Source organism: Nostoc sp., assembly GCF_041747015.1.
Taxonomy (GTDB): Bacteria; Cyanobacteriota; Cyanobacteriia; order Cyanobacteriales; family Nostocaceae; genus Nostoc.
In genome coordinates this window covers 1-17,404 of the sequence record NZ_JBGTFY010000082.1, presented here as the reverse complement: position 1 = coordinate 17,404, position 17,404 = coordinate 1, and the positions used below count along the sequence as shown (strand labels likewise).

The following is a 17,404-nucleotide window of genomic DNA, read 5'->3' as shown; positions in this document are numbered from 1 at the left end:
GGAAAATTAACTCAACGGTTTCCAACCTGTAAGCAAATTCGGGTAAGCCTTTGGTGTAGGGAAGATTTTCTGGAAGCCAATTTGACGCTCTTGAGGCTTTTCTTTGCTCATGTTCCAGAGGGTTTCATAGAAAAAGAAAGAGACTCCAGCGAAATTGCGATCGCGTACTTTTTGCACTTGTGTTTGAATCTGTTGCATCGGTACGGATCTGTTTTTCAACCCAGTTAAAATCCCAACACTCACCGGAATATGACGTTTGGCTGCTTTGACTTCTGGGTACTCTAATTCACTAACAAAAACATTCAAATCATCTCGATATAGCTGTAAAACTAAGTCTTCAATGATTCCCAACCGTTCCCACTTTTGCCAATCTGCTAAAAAGTAGTCATAAGAAAAACGCTGAGGATTAGGCGCAACTGAAACCAGGCAATTTTTTTTAGTGGCTTTAATGGTTTTAAATACCCGTTTCATAAACTCAGTGATTTTGTTAGCTCTCCAACGCACCCATTCTGGATCTTTAAAGTTTTTAGAAGGAGCTTTACCACGGTGTTCTTTTTTGTAAAGTGCCACTGTGAAAGCATCATATCCTAATTCTGACGGTAAGCCAAAATGGTCATCAAATTGAATGCCGTCGATGTTGTAGTTTCTAACAATTTCAACAATTAAATCTTGGATAAATTGTTGTACTTCTGGGCGAAAGGGATTTAGCCAAACGCGATTATGTGTACCTTCTTTGATAATCCGCGTACCATCGCTGCGACTGGTGAGCCATTGGGGACGATTTTTAGCTAATAGAGAATCTGCTGGTGCCATGAAACCAAATTCAAACCAGGGAATGACTGTTAACCCTTTTTGATGTCCCACATCAACAATTTCTTTGAGGATATCTCGCCCTCGCAGTTCGGGTGTGGGATCAAGCGATCGCCCGGTAACTTTCTGTGCTACTTTGCTGGGATACAATGTATAACCCCAATTCCAAACCGCCGGATATATGGTGTTAAAATTGAGTTCATCAAGACGTTGCAAAGATCCCTTGAGGCGATCGCGCTCAAATAGCACATCACTATCAATATTTGTTAACCACACGCCCCTTAACTCCGATGCTGGCGTTGGCGTAGCCCACCGAAGGTATCGCGGCAGATTAATTTGAGCGTTCAATGGAAACGATAGCATCACTGTAGCTACCACGCTTAAGGTAGCTATAACGCTAAACAAAAGAGACTTTCTGCTTTGGCGAATATTCCACCAAGAATGAAACTCAACACACCACTTGACAAACCTTTTCATCATTGATTTATAAACATTATCAAATTATGAACAATCAGCATGAGTAGCGATCGTTTCGATTGTAAGCGCTAAAACAATCGCTATTTAATTCCATCAATGAAGTTTATTATTGGGCACTGGCTGCGATCTGATTCCAGGCTTTAACTACTACCTGTAAATTCTTTGGCAGGTTATTTTGGGAAATATCGTTATATTGAACCGTAACCTTTAGCCCGGTAAGAGTGTAGGTGATGTAATCAGCAGCACCGCTGGGGGCTGGATAACTCAAATTTTGGAATTTGTTAAATTTAGAACGTTCTAAAAATCTCTGAAATTGTTGTACCTGTTGCAAAGAAACGCGGCGAACACTACGCTCCGAATCATTGGCATCACCAATCCGCACCCGAATCAATCGCCCATCTTTGAGTAAAACAGTCTGGTAAGTTCTGCCAGTAAAGCCACCACTGGAGATTTGCCGAAATAGGACATTTTGATCTAACGGTGGTGGTAACTCGCTGACTGGAATTTGCACAGGGGCTAGTGTATTTTCGCTAGCCTTTTCATTCAGCCTAACTGCGGAACCTGTTGGATTAGTATGATAAACCAAGGTTTTGTCAACTGCGCCAACAACCACTCGCCAACCTGATACCAAAGCTTGGGTACACAGTTCGTCAGCATTAGTTAATTCTAAACAGCCATCTTTCCAAGTTTGCTGTTGAGCCTGAATGATGGTTAGCTGCGAAATTGGCTGTTGCAAACGTTTGGAGGCGGCTTGTAAAACAGCATTTTTTACAGATACGGGTAATTTATTTGGCAGATTGCCTGAGTCAGACTTTTCCGAAGCTAAACGTAGCGATCGCCCGTTACGATTGGTATGATAAATCCAGTTTTGTTTGCCATTAGATACCGCAACCCGCCAACCAGGAACTAACGCTTGGGTACAAAGTTCATCAGGTTGAGGCAGTTCCAAGCAACCATTGCGCCAAGTCTGTTGATTATAATCAATAATTTCCAGTTCTCTGGTTAAAATTCCCTGTCTACGGGCTAAATCTCGTAGCACTGCATTAGCTACTGGACGTGGCAAGCGGTTTGGTTTAATATTGTCTTTAAGAATTTCATTGCTGGTTTTTAGTGATAAACTTGCAGAAGCAGCTATAGCCCCTTTGGTAAGTATTAAACCACTGCCAACAGACAAAATTCCAGTCAAAATCAAAGCAGTAAAAACTCTTGCTTGATTGGTGTTAAAGTATTTTTTTAGCATGATTTTCATAGTAATATAGTGATATTAGTTAATAGTTATAGAGCTAAGAAATAACATCCAGCGACTAGGGATAAGAAAGTATATAATCCGAAAACTTCACAAGTTGCGATTGGTTTAATCTTTGTCTTCTGAAGCAGATATAAAGACAGACGCTAATGTAGTAATTGTTTGTTCCTAAGAAACGGGGATTTAATGACTAATATGATGTCAATTACCCCTAATAAGCAGCTTTTAGTGGTGAATTCAGTCCTCAAAGCCAGGACTAAAGTCATAACTACTAACCTATGCAAATCTAAAATTCAAAATAATCTCAGACAATATTAGGCGTTGATCGCTTGTGGTTCAGCTTCAACCAACTGATTGTTAGCTACATCAAATCTAATAGTACTGGCTGCCCAGTCTTTGAAATCGGGTGCTAACCAGACTAGCTTGCACAGAATTTCTTCATTTATCCACAACACCAAAGGAAACCGAAACTGTTTCCGAAACTCATTTCGCATGATGTTGGTACTGATGATAAGTTGGTTAATTGCCACTACAGATTCTAAACCCCGTACCATCAAAGCTTCGGGTTGAGTAGTAGCGATCGCACTTGTAATAGCTGTATATAATACATCAGCCGCAGGTGAGAGCGAGATTTCCTGGATGTTAGTTGATGAAAATTCAGTTAACACATTCAGTATTTGCTGCTGCCTTTCAACAGACTTACAACAAGCTAATACCAGTGAAAACTCCCCAGCAGAAACCATTATCGCCCTTGCCAGCCTCTTAGTGGCTGTTGTGCTGCTAACTGTGCCGTTTGGCGAATTACTTAAGCTGATCATTAAAAAATCCTACTTTTTATTTTAAAAATAGCTAAACAATATTCAGTTATTCTACCCTATTAATTTTTAATTAAAAGTGTTATGTGGTTAATTTTAATGACATTTTTTCTGTAAAGCCAAGCATAATACTACGCATTGTCTGACAAACAAGACTATGGTGGATTATCCGAACATTTACAATCAAGGAATAATATGAAGATAGTATCAACATAATGTCGGCAAAAGGGGGCATGCACAGAATTAGCAATTGAATTATTATTGTATTTTCAGAGATTTTCGCATCTGTCATTAATTAAGTAATTATTTACTAAATTAAGTCATAAAAGTACTCAGTGCAAGTCTAACAACAAAGATTGGGAAGTGGAAGAAAACTTAATAACAATAAATCACTAAATCTAAAATTGGTATAATTCGTCCGTTTGATAGAAGTGTAGAGCAAAGATGTCGCCTCATTAGTCAGAGGACACGGAATTTTTAACTTTCTAAGATCAGTTCAGAACATCTGAACTATAACAAGTCATGCATTAAGATAAGTCTGGAGGAAATAAGTCAAGCAATTAGCAGTGGCGAAATCAATGATGTTCGCTCTCAACTTCCATCAAAATTCGCTCCATTGTTTGAGAAGAGTAGCCAAGGAAAAATGCGTGTAAATACTTAATTTTTTGGAAACCAATCAGGAGTGTCACACCATGCTATTCAAAGACCGGAGGTTTGCAGGTCAATCTTTAGCTAAGAAGTTAGCCACTGATGCTAACCGCCAAGATGTTTTGGTATTAGGGCTGCCAAGGGGTGGTGTACCCGTTGCCTTTGAGGTTGCCAAAGCCTTAAATGCTCCCTTAGATGTTTTGGTGGTACGTAAATTGGGTGTGCCCGATCAAGAAGAACTAGCTATGGGAGCGATCGCCTGTGGTGGTGTACGGATAGTCAATGAAGACATTATCAGGCTGATGAAGGTATCCGATGAAGTAATTGCCAGGGTTGCGGTGCAAGAAGAACGGGAGTTAGAGCGGCGAGAACGCCTTTATCGGGGAAATCGCCCCTTAAGAGATTTACAAGGACGCACGGTTATCTTGGTAGACGATGGTTTAGCCACGGGTGCAACTATGTGGGCTGCTGTTGTGGCTGTGCGCAAACAGCAACCCGCTCAGATTGTGATTGCTGTGCCTGTCGCCGCGCCCGAAACTTACCATGAGTTAGAAGCTGAGGTAGATAAAATCGTTTGTATTTCGACACCTAGCCCTTTCTACAGTGTTGGTCTTTGGTACGAAAACTTTCCTCAAACTACAGATGAAGAAGTCCGGGAGCTACTTACAAAAGCGGCAAAGAACGGTGAACGAATATCTCTCGGCACTTAGATAAGCCTTGGTGTTTGGGAATGCCAGAATTAAGTTTTTGAGATGGCCTTTTTGGATTTTAAATAAGAAATGAAAGTTCCACCAGAGATTATCTAGCTCAATGTCGAGAAAATAGATGCCGCAGCTATTTAAAATTATGTTAATAGCACTCTTGCCTCTATCTCCCCATCCCCCTATTTCTCCATCGAGCGATCGCTCTGAGATATGCAGCAACTGGAATTTGATAGACTTCAATAAAAATCCAAACAATAATTGATAAATGTGATAAAAAAGTTAATACCGTCCAAATATATGGCATCCAGGTAATGGGTTCCTGAAGATTAAGAGGAAAATAGTAAGCTACTATGCCAATTAGAGTAGTAGGAAGAACTACAAAAACAATAGCAGCTACTCCATAACCCCAACCTAATTCCATACCTTCTAACTGAGCTTCTGTCCAACTAAACCCATTCCAACGCCAAATTAAGGGTGGTTGCCTAGAAGGCATCTTGATTTGCTGTAGTTCTAGGTTGACTGTAAAAATCTCTTGGCAAAAGTCACAAGCCATAGCTTCCATCAAAGGCATATGAGAAATCTTACCTATCCGACAGACTGGGCAGGGGTAAACTACATGATAGTCGAAAGATTGGGCTAAGATTTTAGAACTGGGCATAATGAAATTGGTGATTCTAAAAAGTTAATCTGATTAATGAGGACTCGTGGGTAAGAATAATCTATAGCGGTTCTCAATCGTTTGTAATCAGCTTTTGCAAGGTGAAGTCGGAAGTTAGGAGAATATATATTTACGGCTTATATTTAAGTGTCATATTGAAGTTGAGAAGGTGAAACTCTTTGCGCCCATCTACACCTGTCATTTTGGGAATATAGCGGTTCTCAGTTGAGTCAGGTAGAAAAACACAACGGTTTGCTAACTGTCAATTCTACACCCGGTAAGGGAACTGAATTTATCATTACTATACCGATTCTAGGTTAATGCAGAGCGATCGCATTGCGACATCTCAAACAAATATTAAGTCTTCTAGGCTGTGTCTAGAAAGCCTTCAGAACATTCGCCTTTGGGGGAAAACTTTTCGATTTACTGAAATTATGTATAAATTTGAGTTCAGATGCGTTAAGGTCACGCCATTGACCCAATTGTAGGTCATTTAATTGGAGGTGAGCTATGCTAACCCTGACCAGTCGCAAAGTCGCAAACCCCACAGCCGCAGTCATGCGCCGGACTTGGCGGTTTTTTCCCTCTGTCAAGGTCATTTCCAGCCAAGCTGTCGGTACATTTTTGCGAAATCTAATCGGCGGGGTGCGTTCAGGTAGCTGTGGTTCTTCTGATAAAAGCCTAACTTCTGCTGGTTGAGTGCGGTAATCTTGAATTTCCACACCTATTTGCAACTTTTTGATCGCATCTGCATCTGGAATTCGCTCTACCTGTACCCAGTAAGTACGTTTATGTCCAAAACGCGGATGAGCAAGGCGATGTTGCAATTGTCCATCATTCGTCAATAGCATTAACCCTTCACTGTCCCAATCCAAACGTCCCACAGGATACACATCAGGTACATCAATATAATCTTTCAGAGTGCTATGTGTGGAAGCATCTTTTGTAAACTGGCTGAGAACGCCGTAGGGTTTGTAAAAAATAATATATCGGTAATGATTAGTCATTGATCTAGGACTTACGCACTGTATAAATTCATCGTGATGTGGATTAACGAAAATAGGTTGTTTCAGGCTTTTTTTAATTATCTTTTGATCGTAAATAGGCCACGCTGTAGGGGTTTAGTATGCTAAACCCCTACGAAAGATGTGGTATTTCCTGTCAATGCGTAAGTCCTATGATTATTTGTCATCTGCTTAAAATAAATCAAAACTGTTTTAAAAAAATTAGGGCAACTCTGGAAAATTCCAGAATTGCCCCTAATTTTAAAAGTTAGGCGTTAGAAATTGGTATTAAACAGACGCGATTAATCGCGTCTCCTAACTTCTCATTAATTAGGCAAACGCAGCAGTTGTCACATCATTACTTAACAGAATTTCTTGCAATTCTTCGGCGTCTACGGTTTCTTTATCAACCAACATTTGCGCTATCTGATCTAAAATGTGGCGGTTACGTACTAATACTTCTTTAGCGCGTGTATAAGCTACATCCACCAGTTTGCGGACTTCTTCATCAATAGCGGCGGCAGTTTCTTCAGAGAAATCGCGCTCTGACATGATATCTCGTCCAAGGAACATATTACCTTGTTGACGACCAAGAGCAACTGGGCCTAAGCGATCGCTCATCCCAAATCGGGTAATCATTTGACGAGCAACACGCGCTACTTGTTGGAGGTCATTAGAAGCACCAGTGGTAACTTCTTCTTCACCAAAGACTAATTCTTCAGAAATACGACCGCCCAAAGCCACTGCCATCTGATTTTCCAGATAAGCGCGGCTATATAAACCAGTGTCCATCCGGTCTTCGCTGGGGGTAAACCAAGTTAAACCACCTGCACGACCACGAGGAATAATGCTAATCTTCTGCACAGGGTCGTAGTCTGGCATCAAAGCACCAACCAAGGCGTGACCAGCTTCGTGATATGCCACCAAGGTTTTGCGCTTTTCGCTCATTACCCGGTCTTTCTTTTCTGGGCCAGCTAATACGCGATCGATCGCGTCGTTGATTTCATCCATCGAAATTTCAGTTAAATTCCGACGTGCTGCCAGAATTGCGGCTTCATTTAGGAGGTTGGATAAATCTGCGCCAGTAAATCCAGGGGTGCGACGGGCGATTTTATCCAAGTCCACATCTTTCGCCAAGGTCTTGCCACGGGCGTGTACCTTGAGAATTTCGCTACGTCCGGCATAATCGGGACGATCTACCACAACTTGACGGTCAAAGCGACCAGGACGCAATAGTGCGGCATCAAGGACATCAGGACGGTTGGTAGCGGCAATAATTATGATGCCTGTGTTGCCTTCAAAACCGTCCATTTCTGTGAGCAACTGGTTGAGGGTTTGTTCCCGCTCATCGTTACCACCGCCTAAACCTGCACCCCGCTGACGACCTACTGCATCAATTTCATCAATAAAGACGATACAGGGAGCATTGGTTTTAGCTTGTTCAAACAAATCGCGGACGCGGGACGCACCCACCCCTACGAACATTTCCACAAATTCTGAACCGGAGATTGAGAAGAAGGGTACACCAGCTTCACCAGCTACGGCACGAGCTAGGAGGGTTTTACCTGTACCAGGAGGGCCAACTAATAGCACACCTTTAGGAATTTTTGCACCAACGGCGGTAAAGCGATCGGCATTTTTCAGAAAGTCTACGACTTCGTTTAATTCCAATTTGGCTTGGTCAATACCAGCGACATCGCCAAATGTCACCTGAGTTTGTGGTTCCATTTGCACTCTGGCTTTGGATTTGCCAAAGTTCATCGCTTGGCTACCTGGTCCACTTTGAGCGCGACGTAGCAAGAAGAATAAGCCAACCAAAAGCAATACAGGAAAAAATAAGCTACTCAGTGCCTTAAACCAAAATCCCTCATCGGTTTGGGGCAGAACAGAAATATCAACACCTTTTGAAGTCAGAGTATTAATCAGGTCTGGATCGTTGACTAAGGTAACAATCCGTTTAGCAGGGTCATATTTGGGTGTAACCAGTGCTGTAGAGCGATCTGCACTCAAACTGACTTTTTCTACTCTGCCTTGTTGAACTTCTTGAATAAACTTACTGTATCGCCATGTCTCTCTGCTTTGGGGTTGTTTGTCAAAAAATGCTGTTCCCAGCGCAATGACGACAATAAACAACAGCGCGTACAGCCCTGTATTTCTCCATTTTTTATTCACTAAGGTCTATCCTCCTGTATTTTTCGCGCCGTCGCGTAGCGTCTCTGTTTAGAGAGGTCATTATTAAGAATTATGTTAACTTATCTTAAGTGTAACAAGGTGGCGTAGCCGTCATGCTACAAAAAGCTCCCTGATTTGCTGAAAACTAGGATGGTAGGGATTATATTGTAGCGACCCTGTGGGCTGATAAACGGTGTGAATGGGAATAATTTCTACCACACTATTAGTGTAGGCGATCGCTTCAAATCTCTGGACTAACTCGACGCTCCAAATTCCTTCTTGCGCTGGCTGCTGGTGGTTTTGCAGCCAGTTTACGAGTTGCGATCGCAAAATTCCCGGCAAAATTCCTGCCTTTATTGGTGGTGTCCACCAACTGCGATCGCACCATCCCCAAAGGTTGCCTGTGCTGGTTTCTAGCCAATTTCCTTGAGCATCGACTAATATTGCTTCTTGAGCATCTAAGCTAGTTCTCGCCAACCAAGCACTCAAATAGTTTCCGGTTTTATGAGCGGGGAGAGAGCGATAAAATTCTGAACTAGCAATGGCGCATAAAATACCATTATTTTGTTTTTCTGTCAAATCCTCTGGTAAGAATCTGCCAGTTATCCACTCTCGTCCATCGGGAAAAAGGGTAATTCTGAGAACTGGGAAGTGTGCGAGGAGAATTTGGGCACCTTGACGCACATGATTCCAGTCTGGTTGCTGCCAACCAAAAGCTTGTATTGAGAAAAGTAAGCGATCGCAGTGTGCTTGCCAATTAGTTAAATTACTATCTAGGGAGTTCTCATAAACCCGCAACGTTGTAAAAACAGTCGCTCCATAAAGTAACCCTGGATCGTTAATATCTAACTCTAAAGTTTGGGAGTGAATTATTTTACCATCATACCAAAAAATGTTATTTGTCACACTCATTTTGTTTGTCGCTACAACAATGCTAAACACGTATAAATGCTAAATCCAGCCACGGCAATAGCTTGCTTTTCTACTTCCAAGAATGCAAGTTGATATCCTTATAATAATTTAATCTTTTGGGGGAAATATAATTTTCCGATTACCTTCAGGAGTTGTAATTACTTTTCCTCCCAAAGCTTCGATTGCCGCAATTGCTCGTTTCCGACTTCTCTGATCAACTTGATTATTTAAAACAATTGCCCAGCTAGAAATTTGAGCATATTTACTGTTAGGATTTAGACTCAAAAATTCAGCAGTTCTTTGGGAAGTATTAGCTATCAGCTGACTCTCTGCATCGGAAAAGTTACTAGCCCAGTTTGCTGCTGTTGCAAAAGATTTTTGGGCAGCTTGAGCATTGCCTAAAAATAATAACTCATCAATTCCTTTATAACGCCACACATAATAAGACTTTTCGGGAACTGAGGGGGATAGTGATTTTAAGCCTTTCTCTGATAGTGCGATCGCGCGTTCTGGCATGGCAGCATACAATGAAGTACTGATAGAAAGACTCTGATACGCTGCTAAAAATCGCGGGTCACGTTCTAGAATTACTTCAAAATATTCTGGGCTTAAACTGTAACCTGTTTTATCTCGAACTTCATCATCTCCAAAGTATTGTAAAAAATTGAGATATACCAAATCGGCGATGAAGTTATCATAACCAAAACTAGGGATTTTTTCGAGAAAATCTAGACGGATATTTTCTGATTTTATTTCTTTTTCTAGAGTTTCTAAAGAGGCAAATTGTTTACTATTTATCAGTTTTTGCAGTCGTGAGAATTGAATTAAGCCAACTCCTAAAATACACGCACAAATTATCAAAGGTGTGACAATGGCTTGACGCGATAACAACATATTTTCCCAAGCAGAATTAACTCATTGTATACAATGCAGGGCTATTTCATTCTAGGCATAAACCGCCCAGAACTAAAGTTCCTTTTCTTATAGCTAAAGTCCGTTAAAACGGACTATAACCTTTTTTTAGTCGTCTTTAGACGAATGAGTGCTATTAGACTCAGAATGAATTCTGAGGCGGGCTAGATGAGAATGAAATAGCCCTGGTATACAATGTGTTTTAAGTTTTATGCTGTCGCAAGTTGATAAACATTTTATGCTGTTACTATCTTCATGAGTATTTATAAACAGCTTTTTCGTTAAGGTGTGTCTGGAGTTACCTGTTCTGCTTTTACTTATTCAAAAGTTGCCAACATTGTTGTGCGATCGCCCAATCTTCTTGAGTATGTATCACTAATACTCGCACTGCTGAGTCAGGTGTGGCAATATCTTCATCCAAAGGCTGCTGCTGATTTTTCTCTAGGTCTATTTTCAGTCCCAAAAATCCAAAGGCTTCACAAGCAGCTTGGCGAATATCTGGAGAGTGTTCACCCACGCCTGCGGTGAATACCAAAGTATCTAATCCGCCTAAACTGGCAAGCATTGCACCGATACCAGAACGCAAGCGATGCACATACATATCCCAGGCTAGTTGAGCGCGAGAATTACCTTGAGCTATCGCTTCTCTCACTTCACGCATATCGCTAGATACACCTGAAATTCCCTTTAAGCCAGAAGCTTTATTCAATAAATAATCTAAACTTTCAGCCGAGTAATTAGATTGCCGTAATAGGTAAATCAGAATTCCTGGATCAACAGAACCAGAACGACTGCCCATCATCAATCCATCCAAAGGCGTAAAACCCATAGTTGTATCAATACTGCAACCGTTTTTAATCGCTGCTAAAGAGCAGCCGTTACCCAGATGACAAGAAATTAACCGCAGGGATGCTAAATCTCGACCGAGAATTTGGGCAGCGCGACTAGAACAGTATTGGTGACTAATGCCATGAAAACCGTAGCGACGGATACCTTGCTCTATCCACTCATAGGGTCCAGGATAGATTGCTGCTGCATCGGGTAGAGTGGCATGAAATCCGGTATCAAATACTGCTACTTGGGTGACATCTTTTAAGCTTTTCTCGATCGCTTCTATCCCTTCCAAAGCGGCTGGATTATGTGCGGGGGCGATAATAGACAGATGAGCGATCGCTTTTTTGACATCTTCTGTAATTACTACACTATCTCGATAATCCTGTCCACCATGCACTACCCGATGCCCGACAACATCGATTTCTGACAACTGCTCGATGACTTTGGTAGCACCACGACTGAGTGTATAGAGCATATAAGTAACGTGTGCCTGTGGAGAATCACCAGAGATTGATTCTTGGAGCGTTGCACCAGTCGCAGTTTTCACCTTAATTTCTGCCACACCCCGATCTTGAGTCCAGTTGATTTTCCCTTCCCAAAGGGGTTGGGGTGCTTGGGTGGGGAGAGCCTCATCTGCAATCTCATACAGACAACTCTTTTGACTGCTCGATCCGGCGTTTAGCACCAATATTTTCATAGGACAACAGGCAAACATGACTTGCTCTAACCATTTCACAATCCTACAGTTAGTCGCAACAGTCTGCCATTAAGCATTAGACATAATCTCAAAGATAGGAAATTTTTTATAAGTGACAGGAAAAATGGAGAAATGGTAAAGCGATCGCACAACTTGTAAAGTAAACTAACGTTTGCGAGTGTCGATGCGATCGTGTTGCGAGTCCATACAATCGTGTTGCGAGTCCATACAATCGTGTTGCGAGTCCATGCAATCGTGTTGCGAGTCCATGCAATCGTGTTGCGAGTCCATGCAATCGTGTTGCGAGTCCATGCAATCGCGTTGCGAGTCCATACAATCGTGTTGCGAGTCCATACAATCGTGTTGCGAGTCCATGCAATCGCGTTGCAGCTTATAGCGCAATACGGTTCAGTTAAGGTTTTTTGGTAGTGATTTTAAACCTGTAGAGACGCGAAATTTCGCGTCTCTACCAAAGATTTCGGGCTTAACTGAACCGTATTGGCTTGTAACGTAGGTAAATATTTGCTCATCTTACACACTTACTTGCTTTCTTGATTTTGAATTTGTATTACCTGCTTCAAAACCTGAATGAAGATCCCAGGCTGGAAAAATGCGCTGGGTGGCTTGAGCATATTTAGCACTTCCAAGAAAAGCTCATGGATTTGGGCGCTGTTAGCTTGCAACAGAAACACTTGATAAAGATACTGCTGTGTAAGTTTAGTAATCAAATCAGGTTTTCCTCCTTCGGTGGTAGGCCAACGGAAGTCTTCGCCTGTGGACATCAGCCAAGGTGAAGAGATTACCTTGCTCAGTTGTTGTTGAAAATATCGAGACAAACCGATTAAATTACCGTCGGATTGATCAGATAATTGCTTACTTAAACACTCGTCCAGAGTCAAAGCACCCAAAGCTGCGGTAGTCATACCTTGCCCATAGATGGGATTAAAAGCACAGACGGCATCACCTATTAGTAGTAAGCCTTCTGGCAATTTAGAAAGTTTTTCGTAGTGACGCAAATGGTTTTCTGTGCGCTTATAGGCAAAGATGGACGATAGAGGTTGAGCATCTTTTATAGCTTCATAGATCATAGGCGATCGCAAACTCCGCGCAAAGTCCAAAAAGCCTGCTTCGTCAGTTGGTGGATAATCTCGACCGACGCCAGCGAGTGTAACAATCCAGCGATTACCCTCAACTGGATAAAGCATACCGCTGCGAGTCTTATTTGGTGGTTTTGGCCAGATAATCAAAGTCTGCCAGTCAGGCTGAAAACCTTCAGGTAGATGATACCAACGGCTGGCATAGCCTAAAAAAGAGTTGACAACTGTCTCTTGAGGTGACTCATAGCCTAATGCCTGCAACCACTCAGGCGTGCGGGAATTGCGGCCACTGGCATCTACCACTAAATTGGCAGGTATATCTGCTTTGGTTTCGTTGCCAAAGCTGACTTGTACACCCGTGACGCTAGTTTTGCTGGGGTTAGACAGCAAACTAGTTACTTGTGCTGCTTGCACAAATACAACACGTTCATTGGCTGCCAAGCGGCGACGAATAGTCCACTCCAATAGATTGCGGCTACAGGTGCGGGTGCTCAAATTAGAACCAAAGCGAGGAGACCAGCCGTTAAAACCCAGCCAGAGGCAATCTGAAGTCCAGTTTATAATGGGTGTCCCCCAATCAGCTAATTCAGCCATGATGCCAGGAAAAAGCTGTTCTAAAATTTGCTGACCCCGAATGAGCAATACGTGTACATGATGAGCTTGGGGTATACCTTGACGTTGTTTAGGTTGATCTGGGAAGCGATCGCGTTCTACAATTGTGATGCGATCGAAGTACTTGGTCAGTACTTGAGCCGTCAACAGTCCGGCAATACTTCCCCCGATGACAATAGCTTTTTTTTCTGTAAGTGGATAAATTTGTGAATCAAACATTTAATAATTAACTACTTTATAAATAGTATTACCATCTTGCCACTTGCTGTTTGAGTTCTTTTATATCTAAATAATCGTTAGCAAAAGCTTTTCGTAAAAGTGGATGAGGAATAAATTCATCATATTTTTGAATTTTTGGTGCTTCGGAAGTACTTACTAAATCTTCTGGGGTAATTTTTTGCTCACACAATGAAGTAATTTCGTCATAAAGATATTTAAATTTATCCTTACCTATTTTAATTGTCAAATAATAGGGATTTACACCACCAATACTTGTAATTTCTAACGATTCTCGACAGTAAGAGTTCAGCAATCTTTCTAAGGTGCGATAAGCAACCGTACCCATCCAAGGAAAAATGCAGCATTTACCTTTTTCTAATTGCAAGATATTCTGCTTATCTAATCCAACCTGCTGCACCAATTGGCGAACTTTCTGTAAACGTTGCGAAGCATTTTTCTGCAAGTAGGTATAATCGACATTTTCAAATAAAACTTGCTGCATTCGTTGTAAAACTCTTGTATGAATAACGCCACCACCACTACGCCAATAAATACTAGCTTTACCCTCAGCTTGTTTAACAAAAATCGCCTTTTTTTTGAAATCAACTTCTACAACTTCCCAAGTTCTCCCAGCTAAAGCAAATTGATTACCAACCGGAGGCGGCGTTACGATACTGCCAATTTCCGTTGTACCTTGCTTAACAAGATATTCTTGCTGATCAGCAAAGACAGCATAAAACTGAAATTTTCTCACAACCTTTTCTCCTGCTAAACCCAGGATTAATTTACCTTGTTCGGTTTGTTGGATATGATTAATATCTACTAAATAGCGTAGCAATAGTTGAAAATCTTCTTTGGAAATAGCAGCAAAAGTTTGCAGACTAAAAATTTGTTTAGCTAAGGCATTAGGTGAAAGTTCCCCTGTTGCTGTTAAAATACTCATTGTCTGGTGATAAAGCAAACTCAAAGGATATTTAATCAGTCTGATTGGCTCAATCCATTGCTCTTCTAAATAAAGTTGAATAATAGCGATACACTGCAAAAGTTGCCACGGAATTTGCTCTGGTAGAGAAGCTTCTGATAATGGCTGCTCTTCAGCGCAGATAAAGCGCATATCAGCAGCTTCATTTCTTCTACCACTGCGTCCCAAGCGCTGTAAAAAGCTAGCTACAGATAAAGGTGATTCTAACTGAATAACTCGTTCTAAATAACCAATATCTATGCCTAATTCTAAAGTCAAAGTGGCAGCAGTAACAGCTGGATTATGAGGTTCACGCATCGCATTTTCAGCTGCTTGCCGCAAGCTAGCAGATATACTCCCATGATGTACATGATATATATCTGGGAGTCCTTGTTTTGTGGCAATTTGTCGCAAAGATGCAATTACAGATTCGGTACGCGTCCGATTATTAGCAAATATTAGGCATTTACGAGACTTGCTGAGGTTAAAAATATATTGTTCATCAGCTGTAGCCTCTAGTTCATCTACTTCATCAGTAATATAAAAATGTTCTACAGCTAGTTTTATTTGGCGTTTTATGCCCTCTGTTTTTGGTGTAATTACTGGCTTTTCCGTTCCAGAACGCAACCAATCTTCAGCTATTGAGTAATCACCAAGGGTCGCCGATAAACCAATACGGCGTGGTTGTTTTTGGGTTAACTTTGCTAAACGTTGTAATTGGCAAATGATTTGACAACCGCGTTCTGAACCCATAAAAGCGTGAATTTCATCAATGATCACAAACCTTAAATCACCAAATAAACGAAGTAGGTCGTTATTTTTGTTGATTAACAAACTTTCTAGAGATTCTGGTGTAATCTGTAAGATGCCTTGTGGATTCTTTAAAAGCTTATTTTTTCGAGTTTGAGAAACATCACCATGCCAGTGCCAAACTGGAATATCTGCTTCTTTTAGTAAGTCGTTGAGACGCTCAAATTGGTCATTAATTAAAGCTTTAATTGGACTAATGTATAATACACCTATAGTTGTAGCAGGATTAGCGTGTAATAGAGTCAAAACTGGCAGAAAGGCTGCTTCTGTTTTACCCGCAGCTGTTGCAGCAGTAATTAGCAAGTGAGCATCAGTGTCAAATATCACTTGACAAGCGGCAATTTGAACTGGCCGCAATTCAGTCCACTGATGATGATAAATATACTCTTGGATGAAGGGTGCAAGTCGGCTAAAGGCATCGCTCATGTTTTTTAGGAATAATTTAGTAATAGGTAAGTCGGCGTTGGTGAATGGAAATATGAGTTTGTGTCACGCAGAGACGCAGAGGCGCAGAGAGTAGGAGAGTAAGAGTTAATTTGAAAAATTTTGTTGATTTTCTCTCTATTGACTCAAGGCAGATTAACATTCGTCAATCAAAATGAAGTAATAGGGACAAGTATATAATTAGGCAAAAGCTATGAAGAAGTATAAGGAAATATTGCGTGTTGTCCTTGCTATATCAATCATTGTGGTTGGAGTGACACACTTTGTTAATCCAGAACCCTATGTCAAAATTATGCCGCCCCAACTTCCTTACCCTTTAGGATTAGTTTATCTCAGTGGCTTTTATGAAATTTTGGGGGGTATCGGGTTATTAGTTCCGCCTGTAAGTCAAGCTGCTGCTTGGGGACTTATTGCTCTTTTTATTGCGGTTTTCCCTGCTAATATCAATATGGCGGTTAATCATATTAAGCTGGAACACATACCAGATTCTCCTTGGGTACACGTAATTAGACTTCCCTTTCAAGCAGTTTTAATTGCTTGGGCTTGGTGGTACACGAAATCTGCTGATTGGGAAAAACAAGCTTCTATCATTCCTAAATCACTGATTCCCAAAGGACTAAAATTAAAATGAGTGCGTTTTTATATCTGAATCATGCGCGTTGCAAGTTTGTTTGGCATAACACTTTCATTAATTATAGGCATTGGGGGAATTGCCGCTCCAGTGACTCAAGCAGTACAACTTAGAGATGGCACAGTTTACTTTGTCCAACCGCCGAAACTCGTCAACGCCACGACTACTTACAAAGATGTGAATGTTTGGGGCGCGACTTACTATTTCACTATTAACGTGCCGGAAAATGCTGGAGAATCCCTCCAGAGAGTAACGATCGCCCAACGTGAGGGAGCAGAAAACATCCGCTACAATCTTGATGATACCCGTGCCTTTGTAGGAACACGCGATCGCGATCGCCAAGAATCTCGGCTGACACTAGGCGCAGTCACAAGCGATCGCAAAGCACGCACGGTTACTGTAAACTTTGAACCACCTGTAACTCCGGGACAGACAGTTACTATTGCCCTGCGCCCTGTGAATAATCCCAGCTTTTCTGGTGTTTACTTACTAGGTGTTACAGCGTTCCCGGTGGGTGAGCAATCCCACGGGCAATTTCTTGGCTTTGGACGGTTTCAGTTTTACAGCAATAGCAGCAGCTGGTGGTTTCCATAGGCAGCATTACATAGGGCTTGCTGAACAAAAGTGAAACATAGTCTAGGTAAGGGTTTTGAGCATTTTTTCACCAAGCAAGTGCAAGACTATAGCATCCAGAGGTTCAAAAACCTTGCACTTTCGTCGGCGAGCGCCGGGCAAATTGGG

General features: G+C 41.6%; 14 protein-coding genes. 3 read left to right on the top strand and 11 right to left on the bottom strand.

Annotated elements, in window-relative coordinates; all coding sequences use genetic code 11:
• Window positions 1-6 precede the first annotated feature (6 nt).
• The 3 genes from ACEW80_RS06370 to ACEW80_RS06360 all read right to left on the bottom strand — a co-directional run bounded on the left by ACEW80_RS06370 (window position 7) and on the right by ACEW80_RS06360 (window position 3,351).
• Window positions 7-1,287, bottom strand: a complete 1,281-nt coding sequence (locus ACEW80_RS06370) for a glycoside hydrolase family 10 protein (RefSeq protein WP_373525822.1) — start codon at window positions 1,285-1,287, stop codon at window positions 7-9.
• 106 nt (window positions 1,288-1,393) lie between these two features.
• Window positions 1,394-2,536: a hypothetical protein gene (locus tag ACEW80_RS06365; protein ID WP_373525786.1), complete on the bottom strand. Its 1,143-nt coding sequence runs from the start codon at window positions 2,534-2,536 to the stop codon at window positions 1,394-1,396.
• A 311-nt stretch (window positions 2,537-2,847) separates the two neighbouring features.
• Window positions 2,848-3,351: a hypothetical protein gene (locus ACEW80_RS06360; RefSeq protein ID WP_373525785.1), complete on the bottom strand. Its 504-nt coding sequence runs from the start codon at window positions 3,349-3,351 to the stop codon at window positions 2,848-2,850.
• A gap of 689 nt (window positions 3,352-4,040) precedes the next feature.
• On the opposite strand from ACEW80_RS06360, the gene ACEW80_RS06355 reads away from it, so the two are divergent.
• A complete protein-coding gene (locus tag ACEW80_RS06355) occupies window positions 4,041-4,706 on the top strand; it encodes a phosphoribosyltransferase (protein WP_373525784.1) in 666 nt (221 codons plus the stop codon).
• Window positions 4,707-4,863: 157 nt separating this feature from the next.
• Here the strand turns inward: ACEW80_RS06355 and ACEW80_RS06350 are convergent, their stop codons facing one another.
• From ACEW80_RS06350 to ACEW80_RS06315, 8 genes are all read right to left on the bottom strand, one after another.
• Window positions 4,864-5,358: a hypothetical protein gene (locus ACEW80_RS06350; protein ID WP_373525783.1), complete on the bottom strand. Its 495-nt coding sequence runs from the start codon at window positions 5,356-5,358 to the stop codon at window positions 4,864-4,866.
• 377 nt (window positions 5,359-5,735) lie between these two features.
• On the bottom strand, window positions 5,736-6,365 hold the full coding sequence (locus ACEW80_RS06345; RefSeq protein WP_373525782.1) for an rRNA large subunit pseudouridine synthase E: 630 nt from the start codon (window positions 6,363-6,365) through the stop codon (window positions 5,736-5,738).
• Between the two features lie 327 nt (window positions 6,366-6,692).
• Window positions 6,693-8,534 (bottom strand): ATP-dependent zinc metalloprotease FtsH3, encoded by a 1,842-nt coding sequence (gene ftsH3, locus ACEW80_RS06340; protein WP_373525781.1) that lies wholly within the window; start codon window positions 8,532-8,534, stop codon window positions 6,693-6,695.
• Between the two features lie 111 nt (window positions 8,535-8,645).
• A complete protein-coding gene (locus ACEW80_RS06335; RefSeq protein WP_373525780.1) occupies window positions 8,646-9,446 on the bottom strand; it encodes an aminotransferase class IV in 801 nt (266 codons plus the stop codon).
• A gap of 108 nt (window positions 9,447-9,554) precedes the next feature.
• A complete protein-coding gene (locus tag ACEW80_RS06330; RefSeq protein ID WP_373525779.1) occupies window positions 9,555-10,340 on the bottom strand; it encodes a hypothetical protein in 786 nt (261 codons plus the stop codon).
• A 331-nt stretch (window positions 10,341-10,671) separates the two neighbouring features.
• A complete protein-coding gene (locus ACEW80_RS06325) occupies window positions 10,672-11,889 on the bottom strand; it encodes an acetate kinase (protein WP_373525821.1) in 1,218 nt (405 codons plus the stop codon).
• Between the two features lie 539 nt (window positions 11,890-12,428).
• The gene (locus ACEW80_RS06320) at window positions 12,429-13,817 is read right to left on the bottom strand and encodes an FAD-dependent oxidoreductase (RefSeq protein WP_373525778.1); all 1,389 of its coding nucleotides are present in this window, start codon (window positions 13,815-13,817) and stop codon (window positions 12,429-12,431) included.
• Window positions 13,818-13,845: 28 nt separating this feature from the next.
• Complete coding sequence (locus ACEW80_RS06315) at window positions 13,846-16,014, bottom strand: DEAD/DEAH box helicase (RefSeq protein WP_373525777.1); 2,169 nt, start codon at window positions 16,012-16,014, stop codon at window positions 13,846-13,848.
• Between the two features lie 211 nt (window positions 16,015-16,225).
• Here ACEW80_RS06315 and ACEW80_RS06310 point away from each other — a divergent pair, with 211 nt between their 5' ends.
• Window positions 16,226-16,663, top strand: a complete 438-nt coding sequence (locus tag ACEW80_RS06310; protein WP_373525776.1) for a DoxX family protein — start codon at window positions 16,226-16,228, stop codon at window positions 16,661-16,663.
• Window positions 16,664-16,684: 21 nt separating this feature from the next.
• The gene (locus tag ACEW80_RS06305) at window positions 16,685-17,257 is read left to right on the top strand and encodes a DUF2808 domain-containing protein (RefSeq protein ID WP_373525775.1); all 573 of its coding nucleotides are present in this window, start codon (window positions 16,685-16,687) and stop codon (window positions 17,255-17,257) included.
• The last annotated feature ends 147 nt before the right edge of the window (window positions 17,258-17,404 follow it).

Bases quoted from the DNA above. Each gene is read 5' to 3' on its own strand.
- ACEW80_RS06370 (WP_373525822.1), bottom strand. From the start codon at position 1,287: ATGAAAAGGTTTGTCAAGTGGTGTGTTGAGTTTCATTCTTGGTGGAAT.
- ACEW80_RS06365 (WP_373525786.1), bottom strand. From the start codon at position 2,536: ATGAAAATCATGCTAAAAAAATACTTTAACACCAATCAAGCAAGAGTT.
- ACEW80_RS06360 (WP_373525785.1), bottom strand. From the start codon at position 3,351: ATGATCAGCTTAAGTAATTCGCCAAACGGCACAGTTAGCAGCACAACA.
- ACEW80_RS06355 (WP_373525784.1), top strand. From the start codon at position 4,041: ATGCTATTCAAAGACCGGAGGTTTGCAGGTCAATCTTTAGCTAAGAAG.
- ACEW80_RS06350 (WP_373525783.1), bottom strand. From the start codon at position 5,358: ATGCCCAGTTCTAAAATCTTAGCCCAATCTTTCGACTATCATGTAGTT.
- ACEW80_RS06345 (WP_373525782.1), bottom strand. From the start codon at position 6,365: ATGACTAATCATTACCGATATATTATTTTTTACAAACCCTACGGCGTT.
- ACEW80_RS06335 (WP_373525780.1), bottom strand. From the start codon at position 9,446: ATGAGTGTGACAAATAACATTTTTTGGTATGATGGTAAAATAATTCAC.
- ACEW80_RS06330 (WP_373525779.1), bottom strand. From the start codon at position 10,340: ATGTTGTTATCGCGTCAAGCCATTGTCACACCTTTGATAATTTGTGCG.
- ACEW80_RS06325 (WP_373525821.1), bottom strand. From the start codon at position 11,889: ATGAAAATATTGGTGCTAAACGCCGGATCGAGCAGTCAAAAGAGTTGT.
- ACEW80_RS06320 (WP_373525778.1), bottom strand. From the start codon at position 13,817: ATGTTTGATTCACAAATTTATCCACTTACAGAAAAAAAAGCTATTGTC.
- ACEW80_RS06315 (WP_373525777.1), bottom strand. From the start codon at position 16,014: ATGAGCGATGCCTTTAGCCGACTTGCACCCTTCATCCAAGAGTATATT.
- ACEW80_RS06310 (WP_373525776.1), top strand. From the start codon at position 16,226: ATGAAGAAGTATAAGGAAATATTGCGTGTTGTCCTTGCTATATCAATC.
- ACEW80_RS06305 (WP_373525775.1), top strand. From the start codon at position 16,685: ATGCGCGTTGCAAGTTTGTTTGGCATAACACTTTCATTAATTATAGGC.